General features: G+C 48.7%; 18 protein-coding genes and 1 pseudogene. 8 read left to right on the top strand and 11 right to left on the bottom strand.

The features are described from left to right. The 4 genes and pseudogenes from HQ50_RS03385 to HQ50_RS12510 form a co-directional block, all read right to left on the bottom strand. Positions 1–381, bottom strand: a complete 381-nt coding sequence (locus tag HQ50_RS03385) for a TraR/DksA C4-type zinc finger protein (RefSeq protein ID WP_004584055.1) — start codon at positions 379–381, stop codon at positions 1–3. A gap of 68 nt (positions 382–449) precedes the next feature. Next, positions 450–3,863 carry an isoleucine--tRNA ligase gene (gene ileS / locus HQ50_RS03390; protein WP_039428623.1) on the bottom strand — a complete coding sequence of 1,138 codons (3,414 nt, stop codon included), beginning with the start codon at positions 3,861–3,863 and terminating at the stop codon, positions 450–452. A gap of 203 nt (positions 3,864–4,066) precedes the next feature. Continuing rightward, positions 4,067–4,875 (bottom strand): annotated as a pseudogene (gene dinD / locus HQ50_RS03395) (DNA damage-inducible protein D). An 82-nt stretch (positions 4,876–4,957) separates the two neighbouring features. Beyond that, positions 4,958–5,155, bottom strand: a complete 198-nt coding sequence (locus tag HQ50_RS12510) for a DUF1661 domain-containing protein (protein ID WP_152566856.1) — start codon at positions 5,153–5,155, stop codon at positions 4,958–4,960. A gap of 279 nt (positions 5,156–5,434) precedes the next feature. On the opposite strand from HQ50_RS12510, the gene HQ50_RS03400 reads away from it, so the two are divergent. The 6 genes from HQ50_RS03400 (at position 5,435) to HQ50_RS03425 (ending at position 9,727) form a co-directional block, all read left to right on the top strand. Further along, the gene (locus HQ50_RS03400) at positions 5,435–5,971 is read left to right on the top strand and encodes a bifunctional adenosylcobinamide kinase/adenosylcobinamide-phosphate guanylyltransferase (RefSeq protein ID WP_039428269.1); all 537 of its coding nucleotides are present in this window, start codon (positions 5,435–5,437) and stop codon (positions 5,969–5,971) included. 53 nt (positions 5,972–6,024) lie between these two features. Beyond that, positions 6,025–7,062 carry a nicotinate-nucleotide--dimethylbenzimidazole phosphoribosyltransferase gene (cobT, locus tag HQ50_RS03405; RefSeq protein WP_039428271.1) on the top strand — a complete coding sequence of 346 codons (1,038 nt, stop codon included), beginning with the start codon at positions 6,025–6,027 and terminating at the stop codon, positions 7,060–7,062. 6 nt (positions 7,063–7,068) lie between these two features. Next, positions 7,069–7,851, top strand: a complete 783-nt coding sequence (locus tag HQ50_RS03410) for an adenosylcobinamide-GDP ribazoletransferase (protein WP_039422411.1) — start codon at positions 7,069–7,071, stop codon at positions 7,849–7,851. Between the two features lies 1 nt (position 7,852). Beyond that, positions 7,853–8,392 carry an alpha-ribazole phosphatase gene (gene cobC, locus HQ50_RS03415; protein ID WP_039428273.1) on the top strand — a complete coding sequence of 180 codons (540 nt, stop codon included), beginning with the start codon at positions 7,853–7,855 and terminating at the stop codon, positions 8,390–8,392. Between the two features lie 61 nt (positions 8,393–8,453). After that, on the top strand, positions 8,454–9,278 hold the full coding sequence (gene murI, locus HQ50_RS03420; RefSeq protein ID WP_018965580.1) for a glutamate racemase: 825 nt from the start codon (positions 8,454–8,456) through the stop codon (positions 9,276–9,278). A 17-nt stretch (positions 9,279–9,295) separates the two neighbouring features. Further along, on the top strand, positions 9,296–9,727 hold the full coding sequence (locus HQ50_RS03425; protein ID WP_018965579.1) for an META domain-containing protein: 432 nt from the start codon (positions 9,296–9,298) through the stop codon (positions 9,725–9,727). A 245-nt stretch (positions 9,728–9,972) separates the two neighbouring features. On the opposite strand, the gene HQ50_RS03430 is transcribed toward HQ50_RS03425, so the two are convergent. The 4 genes from HQ50_RS03430 to HQ50_RS03445 all read right to left on the bottom strand — a co-directional run bounded on the left by HQ50_RS03430 (position 9,973) and on the right by HQ50_RS03445 (position 14,920). Beyond that, a complete protein-coding gene (locus HQ50_RS03430; protein WP_039428274.1) occupies positions 9,973–12,519 on the bottom strand; it encodes a TonB-dependent receptor in 2,547 nt (848 codons plus the stop codon). 166 nt (positions 12,520–12,685) lie between these two features. Beyond that, the gene (locus HQ50_RS03435; RefSeq protein ID WP_026292289.1) at positions 12,686–13,516 is read right to left on the bottom strand and encodes an FKBP-type peptidyl-prolyl cis-trans isomerase; all 831 of its coding nucleotides are present in this window, start codon (positions 13,514–13,516) and stop codon (positions 12,686–12,688) included. 25 nt (positions 13,517–13,541) lie between these two features. Continuing rightward, positions 13,542–14,315, bottom strand: coding sequence for an FKBP-type peptidyl-prolyl cis-trans isomerase (locus tag HQ50_RS03440; RefSeq protein ID WP_018965576.1), 774 nt, complete (start codon positions 14,313–14,315; stop codon positions 13,542–13,544). A gap of 17 nt (positions 14,316–14,332) precedes the next feature. Then, a complete protein-coding gene (locus HQ50_RS03445) occupies positions 14,333–14,920 on the bottom strand; it encodes an FKBP-type peptidyl-prolyl cis-trans isomerase (RefSeq protein ID WP_018965575.1) in 588 nt (195 codons plus the stop codon). Between the two features lie 322 nt (positions 14,921–15,242). On the opposite strand from HQ50_RS03445, the gene HQ50_RS03450 reads away from it, so the two are divergent. Beyond that, positions 15,243–17,573: a thiol protease/hemagglutinin PrtT gene (locus HQ50_RS03450; RefSeq protein WP_039428275.1), complete on the top strand. Its 2,331-nt coding sequence runs from the start codon at positions 15,243–15,245 to the stop codon at positions 17,571–17,573. A gap of 836 nt (positions 17,574–18,409) precedes the next feature. Further along, positions 18,410–20,602, top strand: coding sequence for a S8 family serine peptidase (locus HQ50_RS10345; RefSeq protein WP_081960036.1), 2,193 nt, complete (start codon positions 18,410–18,412; stop codon positions 20,600–20,602). Between the two features lie 124 nt (positions 20,603–20,726). On the opposite strand, the gene HQ50_RS03460 is transcribed toward HQ50_RS10345, so the two are convergent. From HQ50_RS03460 to HQ50_RS03470, 3 genes are all read right to left on the bottom strand, one after another. Next, positions 20,727–21,074 carry a PAS domain-containing protein gene (locus HQ50_RS03460; protein ID WP_018965572.1) on the bottom strand — a complete coding sequence of 116 codons (348 nt, stop codon included), beginning with the start codon at positions 21,072–21,074 and terminating at the stop codon, positions 20,727–20,729. Between the two features lie 21 nt (positions 21,075–21,095). Then, positions 21,096–21,692: an aminodeoxychorismate/anthranilate synthase component II gene (locus HQ50_RS03465; protein WP_039428277.1), complete on the bottom strand. Its 597-nt coding sequence runs from the start codon at positions 21,690–21,692 to the stop codon at positions 21,096–21,098. Between the two features lie 175 nt (positions 21,693–21,867). Further along, positions 21,868–22,614 carry a copper homeostasis protein CutC gene (locus HQ50_RS03470; RefSeq protein WP_039428278.1) on the bottom strand — a complete coding sequence of 249 codons (747 nt, stop codon included), beginning with the start codon at positions 22,612–22,614 and terminating at the stop codon, positions 21,868–21,870. Positions 22,615–22,617: the final 3 nt, after the last annotated feature.

Raw genomic sequence — 22,617 nt, forward strand, 5'->3', positions numbered from 1 at the left:
CTATTTCTTCTCGTTCATTTTGGCCTCTATGCTCAGCGTAGCATGAGGTACGGCGCGAAGTCGTTCTTTGGGAATAAGTTTGCCCGTTTCGCGGCAAACACCGTAAGTCTTATTCTCGATACGTATCAGAGCAGCCTGCAAGTTCTGGATAAACTTCATCAGTCGCTGTGCCAAACGTCCGGATTCCTCTTTCGACAGTGTGGCTGCACCCTCCTCCAGTACCTTGAACGTAGGAGAGGTATCCGACACATCATTACCCTCTGAATTGCTGACGCCCGCACGCAACTGCTCGTAGTCCTTGCGAGCCTGATCCAATTTGGCCAGAATTATTTGCTTGAATTCTTCCAACTCCTCGTCGGTGTAGCGTGTTTTTTCTACCATTTGTATCTAAATAATCGTTAGCGGGACGGATTCTCGGCAGATAGAAAATTCATCTCTGCCTCGGAACTCTATCCCTGATGTTTAACAACTTGTATGCTAAGGACAAAATCATCGAAATCCAGCTCCGCTCCATCGCTGACAGCGTCGCTGATTTCCAACGATTCGGCCTGGATTTGTTGGGCGATATAGTCATGGTGTTCTGCCACCACTTTATCCATAATATCGTTAGACAAGAGGAGGACATCCACCTTGTCCGACACTTCGAAACCGCTTTGCTTGCGGATATTCTGCACACGATTCACAAGTTCGCGAGCCAATCCTTCGGAGCGAAGCTCATCCGTCACTGTAATATCGAGGGCTACGGTCAGATTGCCTTCGTTGGCTACGAGCCATCCCGGAATATCTTCCGAGACGATCTCCACATCGGCCAATTCAAGCTCTACCGAAGTCCCTGCCACTTCCATCCGGAAAGTGCCGGCCTTCTCGAGAGAGCGTATCTCTTCCTGCGTCATAGCCGTTACAGCTTCTGCCAAAGCCTTCATTACTTTGCCGTAGCGTGGGCCGAGTCGCTTGAAGTCGGGTTTGATTCGTTTTACCAGAATACCCATGCTGTCATCCACAAACCGAAGCTCCTTCACATTCACTTCACTAAGGATCAGCGGCTGCACGGATTCGATACACCTGCGCTGCTCATCGTCTATAGGCGGTATCATCAGTGCAGCCAATGGCTGACGTACTTTCAGATTCACTCTGCGGCGAAGTGCCAGTACCATAGACGAAATATGCTGAGCCATTTGCATGCTTTGCTCCAGTGCTCTGTCCACCTGACTTTGATCCGGCTGAGGGAAGAGTGCCAAGTGCACGCTTTCGTCTTTGCCCGTCAGATCTCGGTACAGTCGGTCAGCATAGAAAGGACTGATCGGAGCCATCAGCCGGGCCACGGTAAGCAAGCAGGTATAAAGCGTCTGGTAGGCTGAGAGCTTATCTTCGGTCATATCTCCTGCCCAGAAGCGACGGCGGCTGAGACGCACATACCAGTTGCTCAGATTCTCAGAGACAAAATCGCTGATAGCACGACCGGCACGCGTCGGCTCGTAGTCGGTCAGTTGCTCGTCCACCTCGCGGATCAATGTGTTCAGTTCGGAAAGTATCCAGCGGTCTATCTCCGGTCTTTTGCTGAAAGGTACATGCTCCTCTGTTCCCGTAAAGCCGTCCAAATTGGCATAGAGGGCAAAGAACTGATACGTATTATATAAGGTGCCGAAGAATTTCCTCCGTACCTCTTCCACTCCGTCCGTGTCGAATTTGAGATTGTCCCACGGTGAAGAATTGGTGATCATATACCAGCGAAGAGGATCAGAACCGTATTTCTTGATGGTTTCGAAAGGATCTACGGCATTGCCGAGACGCTTGCTCATCTTATTGCCTTTCTTGTCCAGTACCAAACCGTTGGATACTACAGCTTTGAACGAACTCGTTCCCGATATCATCGTGGCTATGGCGTGAAGGGTGAAGAACCATCCACGCGTCTGATCCACCCCTTCGGCTATGAAGTCGGCCGGGAAGACGGAACCGTCCTCCACTCGCTCGCGATTCTCGAAAGGATAGTGCATCTGGGCATAAGGCATAGCCCCTGAGTCGAACCACACATCGATCAAATCCAGTTCGCGGTGCATGGGCTGACCCGAAGGTGAGCAGAGCGTGATGTCGTCCACGAAAGGCCTGTGCAGATCGATCTTGGCATAGTTCTCCTCAGTGTAGACACCGGGCTTGAAGCCGGCCCAGGGATTACGCTCCATCATACCGGCTTTGACGGCCTTCTCGATCTCGTTGTATAGCTCTTCGACCGAGCCGATACAGATCTCTTCGGAACCATCCTCCGTGCGCCAAATGGGCAATGGTGTTCCCCAGTAGCGACTGCGAGAAAGGTTCCAATCTTGAAGATTCTCCAGCCATTTGCCGAAGCGTCCCGTGCCGGTGCTTTCGGGTTTCCAATATATCTTACCATTGTTGGCTATCATCTCCTCTTTGCAGGCTGTCGTGCGGATAAACCAGCTATCGAGCGGATAGTAAAGAACGGGCTTGTCCGTCCTCCAACAGTGTGGGTAGTTGTGTGTCATCTTTTCGATGCGGAAAACGCGATTCTGCATCTTCAGCATCACGCAGAGTTCGACGTCGAGAGTCTCGTCTTTCTCCGTCTTTCCGGCATCGTACGCATTCTTCACGTAGCGGCCGGCATATACGTCATAGAGAGGCAGATCCATGTGCTTCTCTACAAAGACAGGATCCAAATCCGTCGTTGGGAAATAGCGGCCGGCCAGATCCACCATAGGGCGCATATTCCCCTCTTTGTCACGAAGCATCAAGGGAGGTACGCCGTTTTTCTTGGCCACGCGGTCGTCGTCCGCACCGAACGTAGGTGCTATGTGCACGATGCCGGTACCGTCTTCCGTAGTCACGAAATCGCCCGTGATCACCCGGAAAGCACCTTCGCCCGGATTCACCCACGGTATCAGCTGTTCGTACCGCATACCTTCCAACTCCTTCCCTTTCCATGATGCAATCACCTTGTAGGGGAGCAGCTTCTGCGCCGGATCGTAAGAAGCGGGTATCTCCTCGCATTCGCCCTTCGGGTTGAAGAGGGTGTGGAGTAGTGGCTTGCCCAATACGACTGTGATGGGAATACCGTTATAAGGATTGAATGTCTGTACAGCCAAGTACTCGATTTCAGGTCCCACGCAAAGGGCTGTATTGGAGGGAAGTGTCCACGGCGTGGTAGTCCATGCAAGGAAGAAGGCATCGCCGTGCAACTGCATTTCCGGCTTAGGATCCACGATCTTGAACTGGGCTACGCAGGTCGTATCTTTCACATCGCGATAGCAACCCGGCTGATTCAGCTCGTGCGTGCTCAGACCGGTACCTGCTGCAGGCGAATAGGGCTGGATCGTATAGCCTTTGTAGAGCAGGCCTTTCTTGTATAGCTCGGCCAGTAGCCACCAAAGCGTCTCGATATAGCGGTTGTCGTACGTGATGTAGGGGTGCTCCATATCTACCCAGTAGCCCATCTTGTGCGTGAGGTCTTCCCACTCTTTGGTGAACTTCATCACATCGCGCCGGCAGGCAGCATTGTACTCCTCCACGGAGATCGATTTGCCGATGTCCTCTTTCGTTATGCCCAGACTTTTTTCCACTCCCAGCTCTACGGGCAGGCCGTGAGTATCCCAGCCGGCTTTCCTGTCCACTCGGAAACCTTTCATCGTCTTGTAGCGACAAATAGTGTCCTTGATGGCACGAGCCATTACGTGGTGGATGCCGGGCATCCCATTGGCAGAGGGAGGTCCCTCATAAAAAACGAACGAGGGGGCACCCTCGCGACTTTTCAGACTTTCTTCAAAAAGACGGTGTTGCATCCAATCGGCCAACACCTCCTCATTGACACGGGACAAATCCAAGCTCTCGTATTCGGCAAATCTGCGACTCATAAATTTCAACTTCGCTAACAGAGTATCTATAAGAATGGGAGCAAAGATAATCTTTCCGCCCGAAACATTGTTCAACGAGCTTCGCTCGACTATAACTTCGATCCATTGACGAAGATGGCGACCGGGGGAGCCTTTGTCACTTTTATGCCTGATTGGTCATTAAGATTTGTTTTCTAATGAAGTTCAATTAGTTTATCGTCTTTTTATTTCTTGCTGTTCGGAAGTTTTTGCGAGGCTTGTTCTATCTTTTTCTCATCTTGGACAACCTTGCGTTCGACCTTCTTGATGTCCTCGGCCTGCGGCAATTCTTCCCGTTTGATGCCACGATCTCCCAACATAGCACGCACACTCTGATTATTTTGTATGTGCTCCCGGGTAATGGATGGTTCTCCATGCAAGTCTTTATTCTCTACGTTGTAGTTGGTCATCTTCGTGGCAAGGTTCTTGGCCGCAATGGTAAGAGTGAGTAGAAAGTCCGCCAATGGTCCATTGGATTTCACGCCCAACCGTTTTTCATATCCTCTGTGGTATGCCCTCCGAAAAGAGCCGTGTCGCCTTTGGAGCGTATGTGCCCGGAACCTTTGTCATCGACACCTCGTTCGTAAATGTTTTGTGACAATTGTTTTTCTGCTGCTCTCAATTTATCGCGAGTCTCCAAGCCAGAAAGTACGTTCAGTCGCTCTTCTATTAACTCCGCTTTCCGTGTCTGTAAGGCAAAATAGCTTTGAGCAAAGGCAATTTCTTCTTTCTTCGGATCTCCGTTTTGGGCTATAAGATAGCAAGGATATAATTCGACCATTTTCGTGACCTCACGAAAATGGTCATCCACGTTGATACCCTGCGACTTGCAGGAAGTGACCGCCCGATGTATGGCAATGAGAAAATTCTCCCAACGGGCATAACCCGATATCGTTTGCAGTTCGCGAGCAAACCAAACTTCGATTTGTTCTTTGGCATCATCGTTTTCTATATATCGGACGATGTCGTCGAATGATGAATTATATTGCAGTATGGTATTTTATCCATATGCAGATTCCGGTTATAAGTGCAGCACTAAGGCAAATTTAGCAAGAAGCATTCGAAAGGGGGGATATTCAAATTTCTTTCTTGGTGTCCAAATTCCAATCACAAGTGTAATGGATCTCTCTGATGACCAATTGTAGCTTAATAGTGTGGGGGAAGGAAGTTCTATTCGGTTGTGTGGTTCCGGAATTTTCTCGTTTTGCAGTCTGCAAAACGTGGCGTGAGAAAGTTTTTGTTTTGGTTCGGAAAATTATTTTTTTTCGAACCAAAACGAAAAAAAATACGCCTGACTTTTTCTGTTTTTAGGAACGACAATTTCATCATTTTTGGTTCGTAAATCTATTTTTCCCAGACTCCTTCGAAATAGAAGATGCGTCTATCTGTGTCTTCCTATCTTATTGCAGAAATCCAGCGTTGGCACAGAGCACTCCGCCGATTTTCCTGTCAGTCTCGCCAATCTATATCCATCGGGCAATCGACTGGGTCAGCAAGTTTGAACCATATACTTTACTTTTGTTCTTATTACGAAACTATTTTCGGACAGAGATATGAGCCAAAAATCGACAAATGATCGGAGAATCATCCTCATTACCGGCGGACAACGCTCAGGCAAAAGTCTCTATTCCGAGCAGATGGCACTTGCGCTCTCTGCTCATCCTATCTATTTGGCTACGGCGCGGATTTGGGATGATGAGTTCGCTCGGCGTGTGGCTGTGCACCGTGAGAGACGTGGCTCGGAGTGGATCAATATAGAGGAAGAGAAGGTGCTGAGCCGCCACGATCCGCAGGGCGAAGTGACCCTGATCGATTGTCTGACGCTGTGGGCTACCAATTTTTTCTTTGACAACGACTCCGATGTGGAGCTTGCATATGCGGCTCTCTGTGCGGAGTTCGACTCCTTCACATCGTATTCGGGTACGTTCATCTTCGTTACCAACGAGATCGGACTGGGCGGAGTGGCGGAGAATACTGTCCAGAGACATTTTGCCGATCTGCTGGGACGGCTCAATCAGTATGTAGCTGCGCGAGCCGATCGTGTAGTCTTGATGATCAGCGGCATTCCCATGGTCATCAAAGGAGACTAAAAAGCTGTGTCTGCCGAGAATAATTTAATAAGGAAAGGAAACGATACTGCCGGATGAAAACATTCAATATCAAACGCCCCGATCAAGCAATTCGCCAAGACCTGATCGATCGGATCAACAACCTCGCGAAGCCTAAAGGTTCGTTGGGGATGCTCGAAGAACTTGCCCTACAGATAGGGCTTATACAGCAAACCCTCTCTCCGCAGCTTCATAATCCTCACAACATAATCTTTGCTGCCGATCATGGCATTGCGGACGAAGGTGTCAGTTTTTCTCCCAAGGAAGTCACTTGGCAGGTAATCAATAATTTTCTGGGTGGCGGTGCCGGTATCAACTTCCTGTGCCGTCAGCATGGATTCGAACTGGTGCTGGTGGATGGAGGTATTGACTTCGATTTTCCCGAAGGATTGGATATCATCGATCGTAAGGTGCGGAAAGGTACGCGGAACTACCTGTACGAAGCGGCACTGACCGAAGAAGAGATGGAGCAAGCTGTGACAGCCGGAGCGGAAGTCGTTCGCGACTGTCACCACCGAGGCTGCAATGTGGTGAGCTTCGGTGAGATGGGCGTGGCCAATACTTCTACCTCTTCCATGTGGATGAGCTTCTTCACGGGAATCGACCTGAAGGATTGTGTGGGTGCCGGCAGCGGATTGGATTCGGAGGGAGTCAGACATAAGTACAACGTCCTGCGACGTGCCAAGGAAAACTATACCGGCAATGGATCGGCCGAGGACATCGTCACTTATTTCGGGGGGCTGGAGATGCTCATGGCCGTCGGGGGAATGCTTCAGGCGGCAGAGTTAGGGATGCTGATCATCGTGGACGGATTCATCATGACCAATTGTCTCCTCGCGGCATCGCAATTCTATCCCGAAGTCCGCGACTATGCTGTATTCGGACATTGCGGCGATGAAGCCGGGCATGCTCGCTTGCTGAAGTATATGCAGGCCAAGCCTCTCCTGAACTTGGGACTTCGCTTGGGTGAAGGCTCCGGAGCGGTATGCTCATATCCTATCATCGTATCGGCCGTCAGCATGATCAACGAAATGCATACATTTGCTCAAGCAGCAGTAACCAAATACTTCTGAAAGTGTATGGGGAAAGAGCAGACTAAAGCATACCAGCGCGTATTGGCGGCATTCATGTTGCTGACACGTTTGCCGCTATGGCGCGTAGTCTGCGTGCCCAATATGGCCTTTAAGCGTGCCACCGATTATTGGAGTCTGGTGGGGTGGATCACGGCAGGACTGATGGCCTTGGTCTATTGGTTGTGTCTGTTGATCGATCTTCCTGCTGTTATTGCCGTTTCTTTTGCATTGCTCTCGCGCATTCTCCTGACCGGGGCTTTCCATGAGGACGGGCTGGGGGACTTTATCGATGGATTCGGGGCCGGACGAACCAAGGAGCGCATTTTGGCTATTATGAAAGATTCGCATGTAGGTACCTATGGTATTCTCTCCTTCATCTTTTACTTCATGATAGGGATCTATTCTCTGTCTTCTCTCCCGCCGAGCCTGACGCTTCTTGCATTGGCTGTGGGTGATCCCCTGTGCAAAATGGTGGCCTCCCAACTCATCAATACACTCCCGTATGCCCGTTCCGAAGGCGACAGCAAGGTGCAGGCCATATACAGTCCGATGGGTGCCTTGACCTTCATGATCTCACTGGCTGCCGGAGCTTTGCCCTTAGTCCTCTTTCTTCCACTCTCTTATTGGCCGGCTGTTTCGCTTCCGATTTTGGCATTTCTCCTGTTGCACAGCCTGATGAAGTGGAAAATAGGTGGCTATACGGGGGATTGCTGCGGAGCTACTTTCCTCTTGTGCGAGCTGTCTTTCTGGGTAGGGATACTTATTGTGGATAGGATTATAGGATCGTAAGATGCAGATTACTCTCGTCCGCCACACGACTCCGGATGTTCCTGTCGGCACATGCTACGGGCAATCCGATGTACCCCTGCGTGCTTCCTTTGAAGAAGAGGCCGAGGTCGTACGCCGGCAGCTATCGGGCATGGACTTCGATGCTGTCTATACGAGTCCGCTCAGCCGCTGTGCACGTTTGGCACATTTTTGCGGTTATCCTGATGCCATACAAGACGGACGACTGATGGAGATCAATTTCGGTTCGTGGGAGATGCAGCGATATGACCATATAGACGATCCTCGCCTACAAGATTATTATGCGGATTATCTACGAACGCCTGCAACGGGAGGCGAGAGTTTCGTCATGCAACTGGAACGTGTAAGCGATTTTCTGGAAGAAGTAACGGCCATGCCGTTCGGGCATATAGCTATCTTCACGCATGGGGGTACTATTCTCTGTGCTCAGGTTTATGCAGGCTTATATGAGCTTGAGACTTGCTTCGAGCACCAAACTCCGTACGGAGGTGTCGTTACGCTGGTCGTTTCTGATAAAAAATAACGGAGTGGAATGTACTGGTGGCCCAATTATTGGTACCTTTACCTCCAGTAAAAGCATCAACATGAACACATCCATCGGCATATTCGACTCCGGTTATGGAGGACTTACCATCCTGAGTGAGATCCGCAAACTCATGCCGGAGTATAACTTTGTTTACTTGGGCGATAATGCCCGCTCTCCCTATGGCAACCGCTCTTATGAAGTGGTCTACAAATTCACGCTTCAGGCAGTGAGGAAGCTCTTCGAACTCGGCTGTCCGCTGGTTATTCTCGCTTGTAATACGGCATCAGCCAAAGCCTTGCGAACCATTCAGCAGCGTGATCTGCCCAATATGGAGGATCCCACTCGTCGTGTGCTCGGTATCATTCGTCCTACGGTTGAAGCCGTAGATGAGATTACACGCACCAAGCACGTAGGAGTTTTGGCTACACAGGGTACGGTCAGTTCGCATAGCTACCAGCTTGAAATAGCGAAGTTGTTCCCCGAAATATCAGTTACTGAAGAGGCCTGTCCGATGTGGGTGCCACTCGTAGAAACGGGTGAAAGCGATAGCCCGGGGGCTGACTATTTCATCCGCAAGCATCTGGATAGTATCATTGCCAAGGACGATACCATCGATACGATTATATTGGCGTGTACACACTATCCTCTATTGCGCCCCAAGATGAAACGTTTGCTTACTCCTACTATCAAGCTTATAGCACAGGGCGAACTCGTGGCGCATTCTTTGAAGGACTATCTCAGACGCCACCCCGAAATGGACAGACGCATTGATAAAGACGGCAAAATGTCCTATTACACGACGGAGAGTCCGGACAAATTTGGAGAATTGGCTTCTCTTTTCCTCAGGGAAGAAGTGGAGGCCGAGCATGTAACCATCGATTAAACCATAACAGCAACATTATGAATAGAGGACAGTATCTTATAGCATTAGTCATAGCCGCCATCTTTTCGGCTTGTGGCGTCAAAAACAATACCCAAGAACATCAGGAGAATCTTGACGGTAAGTGGGAGGTGAAGCTTTCAGAATCAGAAGACAATGCTTCGGCTGAAGATTTGAAAATGACATTGGAATTTAATCTTTCCGAAAAACGGTTCGGGGGCAAAGGCATCTGTAATATGTATGGAGGGGATATTGAAGCTCTGAATTCAGCCGAAGGAAAGATACGCCTCAGCGATGTTACGTCCACGCTTGCTGCCTGTGACAATATGGCTTATGAGAGGGCATTGTTCGATCGTCTTCCCGAGGTTAGGCGTTTCCAAATGAAAGACGGCAAGTGCTATCTCTATGGAGAAGAAGGAGAGATACCTCTCCTCATCCTCATTCGTCGATAGACGTAAGACAAACATTTTCGTTATTCTTTTCTTAAATGGCGGAGGCTATATCTGACACATTCGGTCGATATAGCCTCCGCGTCTGTTTGTCGGACACTGATGTCCCCTGATATTGCTTATCTGAAGGACGAAAGGATATGGTGAAGGAAAAACAAAGAGGCCGAATGCTTCTCACCCAAAACGGATGAAGAGCCATTCGGCCTCTCTCTTAGAAATATCTTGGTTAAAGAGTTCCTGTTATTTGATTAGAACTTCACCACCAAGCCCATATAGCCTGTACGCGGCTGCGTAGGACCATAGATATATCCGCTGTCACGTGCAGCACCGCGATCGAAGTCCTTTTGGAAGGAGTTGAAGATATTGTTCATACCTACATAGAGTTGGACCTCGGTAGCCTGGAATACGTGGAAGTCATAACCCACCTTCAAGCCCAAGTCGAAGAATGCAGGTGTCTTCTTCAGCTCATCGATACGAGGAGCCATGCCTGTTTCGTCGGTGAGCTCAGGGTTGTTCTGCATAATATCCAGTTCGGCTGACTTCACCCCATATTCGATGGCGTGAGGTACATACATCTGACCGGTATATGCTCCCGTAAGAGCTACGCTCCATGAGTGTGTGGGGTTGTAAGCCAGCGTGAAGTAACCGTATACGCTGGGGGTACGGGTGATCTGCGTATCCGTCATGGATTCGTTCTTGTACTCCTGTTGTCCATCTGCATTGGCCTCGGTAACGAAAGCTCCGTTCGTATCTTTCACCGTATTCAGGCCCCACTCCTGTGCTTCATCGTATTTGTTGCTGGCCAGAGTAAGACCGGCTTGGAGCTGGAAGGACTTGTATGCGACCTTACCTTCCAGATTGAGACCGAATACTTTGGCTCCACTACCGTTGATACGCGTGTAACGTTTGATGCCATCGTGTTGATCTGGCTGCTCCTCGTTGGTGAATACATCCAGCAAACGAGTATAGAAACCTTCCACAAGGAAGTTGGTCTGGACGCTACCGAAACGATGATACATATCAGCACTCAAACTGAATGCATGAGAAATTTCAGGCTTCAGGTTCGGATCGTTGAATACTTTCTGCGCTTCACCGCCTACAACTCCTACGTGTAAGTCTTCATCGAATACCTGCGGCGCACGGAACCCTTTTGCATAGGTGGCGCGCAGGTTGATGTCCGGATTCACATTGAAACGCAGTGTAGTACGCGGGCTGAGGATCATGTCCTTAACTTCGCTATGCTTGTCCAGACGGGCACCAAGCAAGATGCTCCATTTGTCATTTTTCCATTCGTTCTGACCAAACAGGCTGTAGTTGTTGATGTTCTGATCCAATTCTGGATAAAGGGGAATGGTATTCCCATTGGCATCCTCGCCGGTCTGCCATGAAAGGATGGGCATCACGTCATTGAGTTCGTCACGCGTATATTCGGCACCGAACAAAAGCTGCGAAGGCATGAAGAGGAATTTGTCCAAGTCGTAGCTATACTGGATACCACCCATGTATGTCTTGCCTTTCGTTACACCATAATTATTGCCGTACTGGTCTTGAGGAATAGGGTAGCCTTCCGTACCACCGGGGTGGCCATTGATGTCAATCTCTCCGATACCTCCATAATAGCTCTTGCGATTTACGATCTGTCCCGAGGTATAAGCCTGGAAGTGGTGTTTATAGTTGGAAGAGAAGAGATCGTATTTCAAGTTTCCGCTAAATACGCTATGGTCAGTCTGTTCAGCTACACCTACTACATGAGGAGGCAAATCGATACGATCACCACCGCGGCGGAATTCATTGATCGTGTGAAACTCTCCCGTCAGCTTGCTGTAGTCGCTCAAGCGCAAATAAGAATGGGCTCCCAGCGAGCGAGCATCTATTTTGCCCAATTCAGAATAGCCGTCATCGTTAGCATCCCAAGGGTTGCGATAGCGAGCCTGTCCGAATACCATGGCACCGGCACGGTTGTCATCGCTGACGATGGAGGCATTGAAGTTCGTGTTGTTGTCTATCTTACTGAAGTCTGTAAAACTCAGGGACTCATTGAAAGTAAAGGAATTGCGAGAAGGTTCCTTGGTAATGATATTCACTACTCCGGCAATAGCAGAAGAACCGTACAAGGCCGATCCTCCACCACGTACTACCTCCACGCGTTCGATCATATTGGCAGGGATCTGCTCCAGACCGTAGACACCGGCAAGAGCACTCATAATGGGGCGGCTGTCGATAAGAATCTGTGCATAACGGCCATCCAAACCATTGATTCGCACCTGATTGAAACCACAGTTCTGACAGTTGTTCTCTACACGAACTCCCGGCTGGAATGACAAGCCTTGAGCGAGGTTAGAAGCATTGACTTGCGAGAAAACCTTTTCGTTCAGTACATTTACAAGAGTAGGAGCAAGGCGGCGAAGCGTCAGTTCGCGGTTAGCCGAAATCACGACTTCGTCCAGATTGATGGCATCCTCTTCCGCTTCGAAATTCACTTCGATAGTCTTGTCCTTTTCTACGCGAACTACGCGCTCTTGGCTCTTATAGCCCATGCCACGCATAATCAAAGTGATCTCACCCGGACGCAGGTTGCGAAGATAATAGTGTCCGGTTGCATCTGTAGAAGTGCCGAAGGTAGTACCTTTGATAGCAATAGTGATACCGACAAGGTGTTCACCCGTCTTGCTGTCTTTGACGTGACCGATGATATTGGCATCGGTCGGGTACTTGAACTCAGTGTCTGTCGCTGCGTTCAGCCCGCTAAACGCAATGAGCGCAAGCAGGGCGAAAAAGAATTTTTTACTGATCATGTTTTTATTGTATAAGGTGGGAATAGTTTCCCTAAAGCGTTTCTTCCGATTCCGTCAAAAAGGAAAAGAGTATCTCGAATAGAATCTGCTCATCATATAAAAGAGAGGCGACACTCATATTGTTCGCCTCTCTTCGTATTCTTAGTTTATTCTTTTGTATTTTCTCTTACTTTTTGCCAGGCTTGATCCCGATAAGTTCCATCTCGAATGTCAGGGTAGAGAACGGTTCGATGCTATAGTTACCGGTCTCTCCATAAGCCAACTCCTGTGGGATTACCACACGAACTTTCTGACCGACTTTCATGAGTTGGAGCATCTCTGTCCAACCTTTAATCACACCGGTAACGGCAAATTCGATTCCTTCTTCGTTTTTGTCGAACTCCTTACCATCGACCAGAGTCCCCACATACTTGACACGTACGGTATCGGTCAAAGAGGGAGTAGCTCCCGTACCTTCCTGAAGAGTTTTGTATGCCAGACCACTTGTCGTAACAGTCACGCCGTCTTCTTTCTTAAAGGTATCGATGTATTCGTTACCCTTTTCTATGTTCTTGCCGAACTGCTTCATATTGTTTTCACGCTGTTTCTTGGCTTGGAAGCGTTGCATGAAAGCCTGAGCTTCTGCAAGTTTCAAGGATACTGACATAGTATCCTTCAGCAAAGAGGCACGCATAGCGGCATAGAATTTGTCCATCGCTATGGTGTCATGAGCCAACTGACGAGCTATATTGGAAGCATAGATAGCACCAAGGTTGTATGAGAAGCGCGTAGTGTCCATACCATATTTGAAGCCATCCAGGAAGGCTACTGAGTCGATAGGCTGACCTTGCAAGCGGGACATCTCGAACTGATTGGCAAAATCCTGTCCATACAGAATACCCATGGACAAGGATAAGCTATCCTTTTCACTGACAGCGGTAGTGTCAGCACTTTTCTTACAGCCGACAGCTCCTAAAGCCAAGAGGGCTGAGGCGATAATTGCAATTGTTTTTTTCATTGGAGTTTACCTTATTTTTTTGTCGTTAGTTTTTCTTCTTTGGAGCAGGCTTTGCCGGAACAGGTTTTGCCTGCTTCTCTACGAAAGGTTTGATTTCGAGTAGTTCTACTTCGAAGAAGAGCGTAGAGTTCGGCTTGAGAAGTTCGCCCATACTGCGCTCGCCATATCCCAGTTCGGTCGGGATAACAAATTCGTACTTGGCACCCTTTTGCATCAGACAAACTCCCTCAGTCCATCCCGGGATCACTTGCAGGAGACTGAATTTCGCCGGCTCGTTGCGAGAATAAGAACTGTCGAACTCTTTCCCTTCGATGTTCTTTCCTACATAATGAACAACGACCGTATCCTGAACTGTCGGACGAGGTCCTTCCCCTTCCTTCAAGACACGATACAACAAGCCGCTTTCGGTAGCCTTAACGCCCGGCTGCTTGCGGTATTCTTCCTGATAGGTCCTGCCTGCTGCCAAGTTCTCGGCTTTGAGTCTGTCCTGTACTTCCTTGAAGTATTTCTTGATCATTTCGTCCGCATCTTGGGGAGAGATCGCTGTGCTTTTTCCGGTGAGTATCTCTTCGAATGCTCGGAGAATCAGGGCACGATCCAGCGAATCGCCCGGCATCCGTCCGGTATAGTCATTGAAATTTACTGCACCGCTTATACCGAAAGCGTATGCCACAGAGTCAGCAGAAGTCACGATAGGCTTCACGGTTTGCACCTCACCCTTTTTGGGTGGTTTTTTTGCAAAGGCAGATAATCCGGCCACTAAAAAAGCCAAGCCGGCAATGATCATTACTCTCTTCATAGTGATTTGTCTTCTGATTATTTGTTGATACCCAATAATTCGATTATAAAAATGAGCGTACTACCCGGTTTGATATGCTCGCCGGCACCACGATCTCCATACGCCAGATCGCTCGGTATGGTTACTTTCCACTTGGATCCTACCGGCATCAGTTGGAGAATCTCCGTCCAGCCGGCTATAACTCCTTTTAGAGGGAAGCTGGCCGGTTCTCCCCTGTCCATAGAGCTATCGAAGACGACACCGTTGATGAGCGTACCATGATAATGACAGGTCACCGTGTCCGAAAGGGTAGGTTTCGGGCCCTCTCCCATCTTAATGACTTCGTATTGCAAGCCACTCGGTAAGGTCATTACGCCTTCCTTGTGCGCATTTATCTTGAGAAATTCTTCTCCGGCCTCTTTGTTCAGCTTCACAGCTCTCTGCTGCAAATCCATGAAATACGCCTCTATTTCGCGCTTGGCCTCGTCATACGAGAGCTGAGGGGCTTTTTCTTCCAGCACATCAGACAGACCTTGCATGAAATCATCCATAACGACGCTGTCGATGCCCGAAGACTTAAAATTATTACCGATGCTCAATCCCAGAGCATAGCTTACTTTGTCCATGTAACTCTTACTTAGTTCTTAATATGCGCGCAAAAATATAAATTTTACTCCGATTCCTCATACAACCGTACCGCATATCTTTTGCCTTTGGGGAGAGGTTTGCCAGATGTTTATCTTGAAAGATAATCTGAAGTGCATCGAACCGAAACTTTTCCTCCTTACACTCTCTTGATACGTCCTTGAAAACATGCAAAGCGAATAGTCCCGATTCCAACAGGTGCCGAAATTTGCCCACTTAAATTGAGATCCGTTTGCCGAATTTTGGATTCTTCTTACTTTTATAAGGCTTAAATGAAACCCACCTTTTTCAATACTCAAAAATATGAATATCGATACAGCTTATTACAGACATCGGACGTGTCTCCGGTTTATCCTTTCGTTTATTGTATGGCTGATTCCCATGTTGGCGCATGCACAAATTTCCCCCCAAAAGGCCGAACGGTTGGCTTGGGATTTTCTTGTTTCGCGCTTTAGTGACCGGCCTTTGCCCGGACTCTATCGAACCGATATGCCTGAGGAATATGGTGTTCATGTATTTAATATAGGAGAGGATAACGGTTTTGTGCTCGTCTCCAAAAGTGAAGGAGCCGATATACCTGTCATAGGATATAGTACGAGTGGCAGATTCGATTATAGTCGTATGCCTCCTGCCTTGAAAGCATTGCTTCTGACTCTCAAGTCCAATGCCTCCGAAACGGCTCCGTTGCTTCCCGGAACCTATAAAACCGTAGCCCCGATCCTGACCACCAAGTGGGGGCAAGGGAAACCTTACAACCAGACAATACCGCAAATAGACGGCCAGCCCACATGGACCGGATGCGGAGCTACAGCTATGGCACAGCTGGTAAAGTACTACCGTCATCCGAAAAGAGCAACAGGTAGCGTCTCTTACACCACCTACACCACAAACCTGCATTTGGAGGAGAATCTGGCCAATATTACGTTGGACTATGACCATCTCAAAGATGACTACACCTTATCTTACACCGCGGAGGAAGCCATCGCTGTAGCCGAACTGATGCGTGCCTGCGGCTTGGCCATGAAGATGGACTACGGATTAGATGGAAGCGGTGCATATATAGACGACGTGAAAATAGCTCTTCACCGGCATTTTCAGTACGATTGTGAGCTGATCGTCAAGGATGATTATTGGGACCCTTACGACAATGAGGAATGGATGTCTCGGATTTACGAAGAATTGCAGGCTCTTCGCCCGATCCTCTATTTAGCTCAGAGTGCCGACAACGGAGGACATTTCTTCCTGCTCGACGGCAATGACGAAGCAGGGATGGTGCATATCAACTGGGGATGGGATGGCTACTGCGACGGCTTCTTTGCTTTCGGTGCTTTTAACCCCGATGATGAAGAGATCAGTCCCGATGGGTTCAACTTCGAGCACATGATGCTCGTAGGCATAGAACCATACGACACCTTCCTGCCCGAAGACATCCTTACGTGGAGCGGTACTCCATCGCCCACGCATTTCGTTGGGATCAATGGCTCTGCCGTATTGTATGCGGCACATCATTTCGCCCCAAGCGAACTCTCATTGATGGGAGGCAATAGTATCCGTAGCATAGAATTTGCCCCCGGTGCCGAACAAGGCAAGTACACGCTCTGTATTTGGAGGGACAAAGAGCGAAAGCATCTGCTGATGCAGCAGGCTGTGGCGAATTTCCAACCGGGTATTCCTAATCGTATTGTCTTGGACGAGCCGTTCACAATCCCATTCGGAGAGGATCTCTATATCGGTTACAAAGTAGAGGATGCTCAGTACGGCCATCCACTCGGATGCGACGATGGGCCGGCCAATGCCGGTAAGGGGAATTTGGTTGGTTATAATGATCAGGCATTCGAGTCCCTTGTCAATCTCGTAGATGTAAATTACAATTTCTATATCCGCGCTTATACCGAAAAAGCAGAGCACATCACCTATACGTTAAAGTATGAACAACCGGCCAACGGTAGCCTGAGCATATTCACGCCCGAGGGTACACCCGTGGCCTCGAACACAACGCTCCGGCAGGGAACGATCCTGCAAATAAAAGTCCAACCTCACGAAAATTATCAACTAAATGAACTGACGGTCAATGGAGAAAGCATCCCGATCGAAGCATACTTCTCTTTGGATGACAATACGACCGTGGCAGCCTCCATGACCCCTGTAGCCTATACCGTCACATTCGATCAGCCGGCTAACGGAAGCCTTTCGCTCACCGCTAACGGACAGGGCATAAGCAGCGGCGAAGAACTGGGCTACGGCACTTCCATCACAGTGGTACCCTTGCCGGATACCGGCTACGAGGTAGATCGGGTAACCGTAAACGGGCAAGAACTGAGCCAGCCGTATATCTTCACGTTGGAGGCCCAAAGTGTGGTCAGTGCACTGATGAAAGTAAAAGCCGGTCACTGCTGTGCAGCACCTCCTGCGGCATCATACAAAGTCTATCCTAATCCCACGACATCCGGACTGACGATAGAAGTACCGGAGGAAATGGTCGGACAGACGGCCCGACTATGCGATTTGGCCGGAAAGGTCATCCTATCTCACCGGCTACAGGCGACGACGGATTGTATCCATATCGGCACAGTTCCTGTGGGTACCTATCTCCTCAGAGTAGGCCAATTCGTACTAAAAGTCGAAAAACGCTGACCCCGAAGCTCTGTTTTTCGGAAGAGAGGCCTGTACAAAGGATGCTTCCGAATCATTGAAAACGAAAGGATGGAAAATAAAAAACTGTTTGGGGCTGCTCCCGAACAGTTTTTTTATTTCCAAGCCTTCCGTATCATATCTGCACCCTAATCACACGAATGGCAGTATCAATTCAATGCGCTTATTTACAGGTAGTTATATTTTTCAAAAAAAGAGGCAAAACAACCCCCGAACCAAACTATATACTTTGGTCAAACTAAACTATATACTTTGGTCGAACCAAACTATATACTTTGATGAAACCAAACTATATACTTTGGTTTTGCCCTTTGTAAACCTTACAAAATCTCTATCACGGCAAGCCTTCCGGAGAAGTCTTTGTTGAATACGCAAGATTGGGTTACAAACTTTCTTTTATCCCAAAGTACATCGGTCGAACCTTAATGCTTGCTATCTCAAGGGCGTATAGACTCGTGATCATACTCCTTCCCCTTTATGCCGGTATCCCTCAATCCCAATCAAATTTTATTTGTGATTTTCGTCGTGGTTTCTGCCTGTAAATATCTGATCATGGATAATGGATACAGTTATATCTGAATACTAACTGTCGTTTGAGGAGCCGTTTCCCGATAGTATCGGGTCAAGAGATGTTTATGAAGTCTCGTGGTTCTGTTTTATCTATTCAGCCGGCCAAACCTGCAAATTGTTAATATGTTTTTGTCATCGGATTGATTGTTTTGTATATTTAGGACGGATTTTATTGGCGAGCAAGAGATGCGGCCGGATCTGAAAGGCTGTAGTCCAATATATAAAACAACAATCAAAAAAGAATCAAGATGAAAGAGTTAGCTAAAACAGTAAGAATTATTTTGGCATTGTTCTTCTTTACAATGCTCGCCTATGGTCAAGAACCAAAAGGGGAAACAGGAAATGTACCTGCCGAAAAACAGGCCTCTTATGTGGAAAATGAATTTATAATATGGTTGAATCAAGGGGTAGATGCCGCAGTATTTGCAGTCGATTGTAACGAGCCTGTCGTGCCGAAACGCCTTTTGTCCAAGAGATTGAATATCTGGCTCTTCGAGATCAAGGACAATGTAGAGAAAAGGTCTATGATCATGGCCAATCTCTCCCGGAATGGAGATATCAGGCATATCCAAAACAACCATACCAACGTTACGTTGCGAGACATTACACCCAATGACACTCATTATAATAAGCAGTGGGCGCCGGCCAAAATATCGCTTCCGAAAGCATGGGACGAGTACTCCACCGGCGGCAATACTGCAATGAACGATGCTATTGTGGTGGCCGTTATCGACGGCGGAGCTTTCCTGAACCATGAAGATCTAAGTTTTTTCAAAAACACTCACGAAATCCCAAACAATGGAATAGATGATGACGGTAATGGCTATAAAGACGATTACAATGGTTGGAATGCGTTCTTGCATAACGGCAATATCAACTCGGATCCGCATGGGACTCACGTCAGTGGCATAGTAGGCGCAGTCGGGAATAATGCCAAAGGAGTATGTGGGGTGAACTGGAATGTCAAAGTAATGCCCATTCGTGGCAGCTCCGGATCTGAAGCGATAGTCGTAGAAGCCTATTCCTACGCTATGGAGATGCGGGCACTTTACAACGAAACGAATGGAGCGAAAGGAGCTTTTGTCGTAGCTACCAATTCGTCCTTCGGTATTGATTATGGCAATCCCAACAACTATCCCATCTGGTGTTCGATGTACGATGAGATGGGCAAGGTGGGGATCCTGAGTTGCGGAGCCGGCCCCAATATGAATGTAAATGTGGACAACGTAGGAGATGTTCCTTCCACCTGTCCGAGCAACTATTTGATCGGCGTCACCAACACTACACAGGCGGACATAAAAAATCCGGGCGCGGGCTATGGCATCAATAATATAGATATCGGTGCACCCGGTACAGCTATTTATTCTACGACGCCGAACAACACCTATCAGTATATGACCGGCACGTCCATGGCAACGCCTCAGGTGGCAGGCGTCATTGCACTGATGTATGCCTCTATGCCTAAGGAGATGATACAGTCTTGCAAGGAAGACCCCGCCGAATTTGCTTTGATGGTGAAAAAATCTTTGCTCGATGGTGCGGACAATCTCTCTTCTCTCAATGGCCTCGTGGCTTCGGGCAGAAGATTGAATGCCTATGGCGCGATAAAAACAGTGCTCGAGAATAATCCGAAACCCGTATTGGGCGGTACTGTCCAGATCGAAGGTAATGCCGTCTTCGGACAGACATTAACGGCTAATACTACGGGATTGACCTCTACACCGGTTGTTTCGGACTTGGGACAGCTTAGCTATCAATGGAGACGCGGTACCGCAAATATCGAAGGAGCCGTTTCCGCCACTTATTCTTTGGTAGAAGCTGACATCAATCAGGTGATCAATGTCCAAGTAACGGCTACCAACTGTACGGGTACGATCACTTCTCCTGATACGCAACCGGTTGTAAAAGCCGACCAAACAGCACCTGCTGCTCCTGTCATGGAGAGCAATACTGTTTCCGGTATTACCCTTGCAGCCTTGGCAGGATGCGAATACAATATCAACGGAGGGGCATGGCAGGCGTCTCCAACGTTTGAAGGCCTGACGGCAAATACATCGTACACTTTCAGGCAGCGTAAAGCTGAAACGTCCACCCATTTTGCTTCGCCGGCAAGCCCTGAGGCTGTATTCAGCACAGCAGAAGACACCGGCATAGCAGAAGTATTGGCGCAAAGTATAGCCCTCTATCCTAATCCGACGAACGGCGAATTGAAAATTAAGAGTGGCGACCTGAGTGTAAATCGGGCTGAACTTCTCGATGTCCATGGCAAAACTCTTGAGCTTTTTGATTTCTCCGGTAAAGATGCAGGAGCTAATGCTTCAAAGCCTAACGGCCCCGCACTCGAGAGAGTGATCAACCTGTCTCACCTGCCGGCTGGAATTTACTTCTTAAGAATAAAAACCAATGTAGGAGAAGTAGTAAAGAAAGTGGTGAAAGAGTAGTGGCTCATCTGTTTGGCCTATGGCCATGATCCATAGGAAATGAAGAGGGTGTTGCAAGACAAAAGTTGCAACACCCTCTTGGCTTTTATCGGAAATGAGTAATGCTCTCTATAAATAAGGGATCTCAATCATTTGCCGGCTTCGGTGTACGAATCTTGTGATCCATTTCGAAAGGGATCACCATCGACAGCTCCAAGAAGCCCATATATTCCCCCTTTTCATACCAGGGGATCTGATAGATCAGCTTCTTTCGCCCGTTCTTCTCTATCGTATAGACGTGCTTTCGCTCCTGACGCATCATCTCTTCGAGCATGGAGCGAGCCGGTTCGGGATGACAGTCCAATACATTCGAGCCGATCAGCTCCTGACCTGGCTTGAGGTTTACCTGACGGGACTGTTCGTTCATATCAATGATTTTGCCCGTTTTGTCACAAACGGTCACGGCAATATCTGCCTCTTGGAAATACTTCATTTTTCGGATTATGTGATAGGATTATGTTTTTCGGATTTGTGATGCTATGTCCAGCCAGTTCCGGATCAGTCGTTCTCCACAATCGGATATAATGCTTTCGGGATGGAACTGAACGCCATAGTGCGGCAGTAGCTTGTGGCGCATGGCCATCAGCACACCGTCATCATCGCTCCAAGCCGTGGGGATCAGGCAGTCCGGCAAGTCGGTATCCTGCACCGCCCAGCTATGATAACGCCCGACAACGGCATTGTTCGGTACACCTTTCCAAAAAGGCTCGTCCGGCTCGGTCAGTCGTATTCGAGAGTCATGCCCATGGAAAGGATGTTCGATTCGCCGTAGTCGGCCGCCGAAAAACTCTGCCAGAGCCTGATGTCCCAAGCAGACACCCAAGATGGAGTGCGTGCTTGCTGCGGCTTGGATCAGCTCCATTTGGCCGCAAGCTTCGGAAGGCAACCCCGGCCCGGGGCTTAACAGGATACCTTGATAATCCGACAAATTGTCCCAAGGGATAGCGTCTCCTCGGACTACATCGAACCGACAGTTCGGAGATTCTCGAAGCAGCTGTACCAGATTGTAAACGAACGAATCGCGGTTGTCAAGAACTAATACTCGTAACATCGGGGGCAAAGGTATTCATTTGTCCTTGCAGAGACATCCCAAGGATAAGGCTTTGGCCAAGTGCGCAGGCTCAAAATCCGTTTTTGGTTTGATTTACACAGCGCAAACGACGTCCGAATTCTTTTTTGACCCTTTTTACAGGCTTGAGAGGGGGTATTTCTCTTTTATAAGGTATTTATATTCCGTGTAATATCTCGACAGCCTGACGAACCATGTCGGCCGATGTCTCGGGACGGCTGTATTCATCTATTTTCACCATACCGCCCATACTGACTTCAGGCCGCCGAAATCGCATGCTACTCGGAATATCATGGCGCAAGGAGCTGTGGAATTGGGTGATTCCGGTATGGCGAGCCAACGCTTCTATATTGCCCAATCGTATACCGCAGCCGGCCATGATGCCGATTCGACCGGCAGCTTGTCTGTTTAGTGCTCTGATCATGTCCTTACCCTCCAATGCCGTAGGGGCACAGCCGGACGTAAGTACACGGTGGAAGCCTGCGGCAATCAGCTTTTCGAGCATCTCAAACGGAGCAGCACAGACATCGAAAGCCCGGTGAAAAGTGAGCTGCATCCCTTGCGCCTCTTTCAAAAGACGTGAATTTGCTTCCTCATCATAGTCCCCCTCCGGTGTGAGACATCCAAAGACAACGCCTTCCATACCGAGGCTGCGAGCTACACGAATGTCGTAGCACATGGCTTCTATTTCCTCCGAAGAGTAAAAAAAATCCCCTGCACGCGGACGTATTATGACATGGATAGGAATGGCTATCAGACTGCGAGCCACGGCCATCTCTCCGGCCGAAGGCGTAGTACCGCCCTCAGGAATACCGGCACAAAGCTCTACACGAGTAGCCCCACCCAACTCAGCCTGCCGACAGCTGGCAGCCGAATTGGCACAAATTTCTAATTGCATCGCCATATT

This window comes from Porphyromonas sp. COT-052 OH4946 (assembly GCF_000765965.1).
Taxonomy (GTDB): Bacteria; Bacteroidota; Bacteroidia; order Bacteroidales; family Porphyromonadaceae; genus Porphyromonas; species Porphyromonas gulae.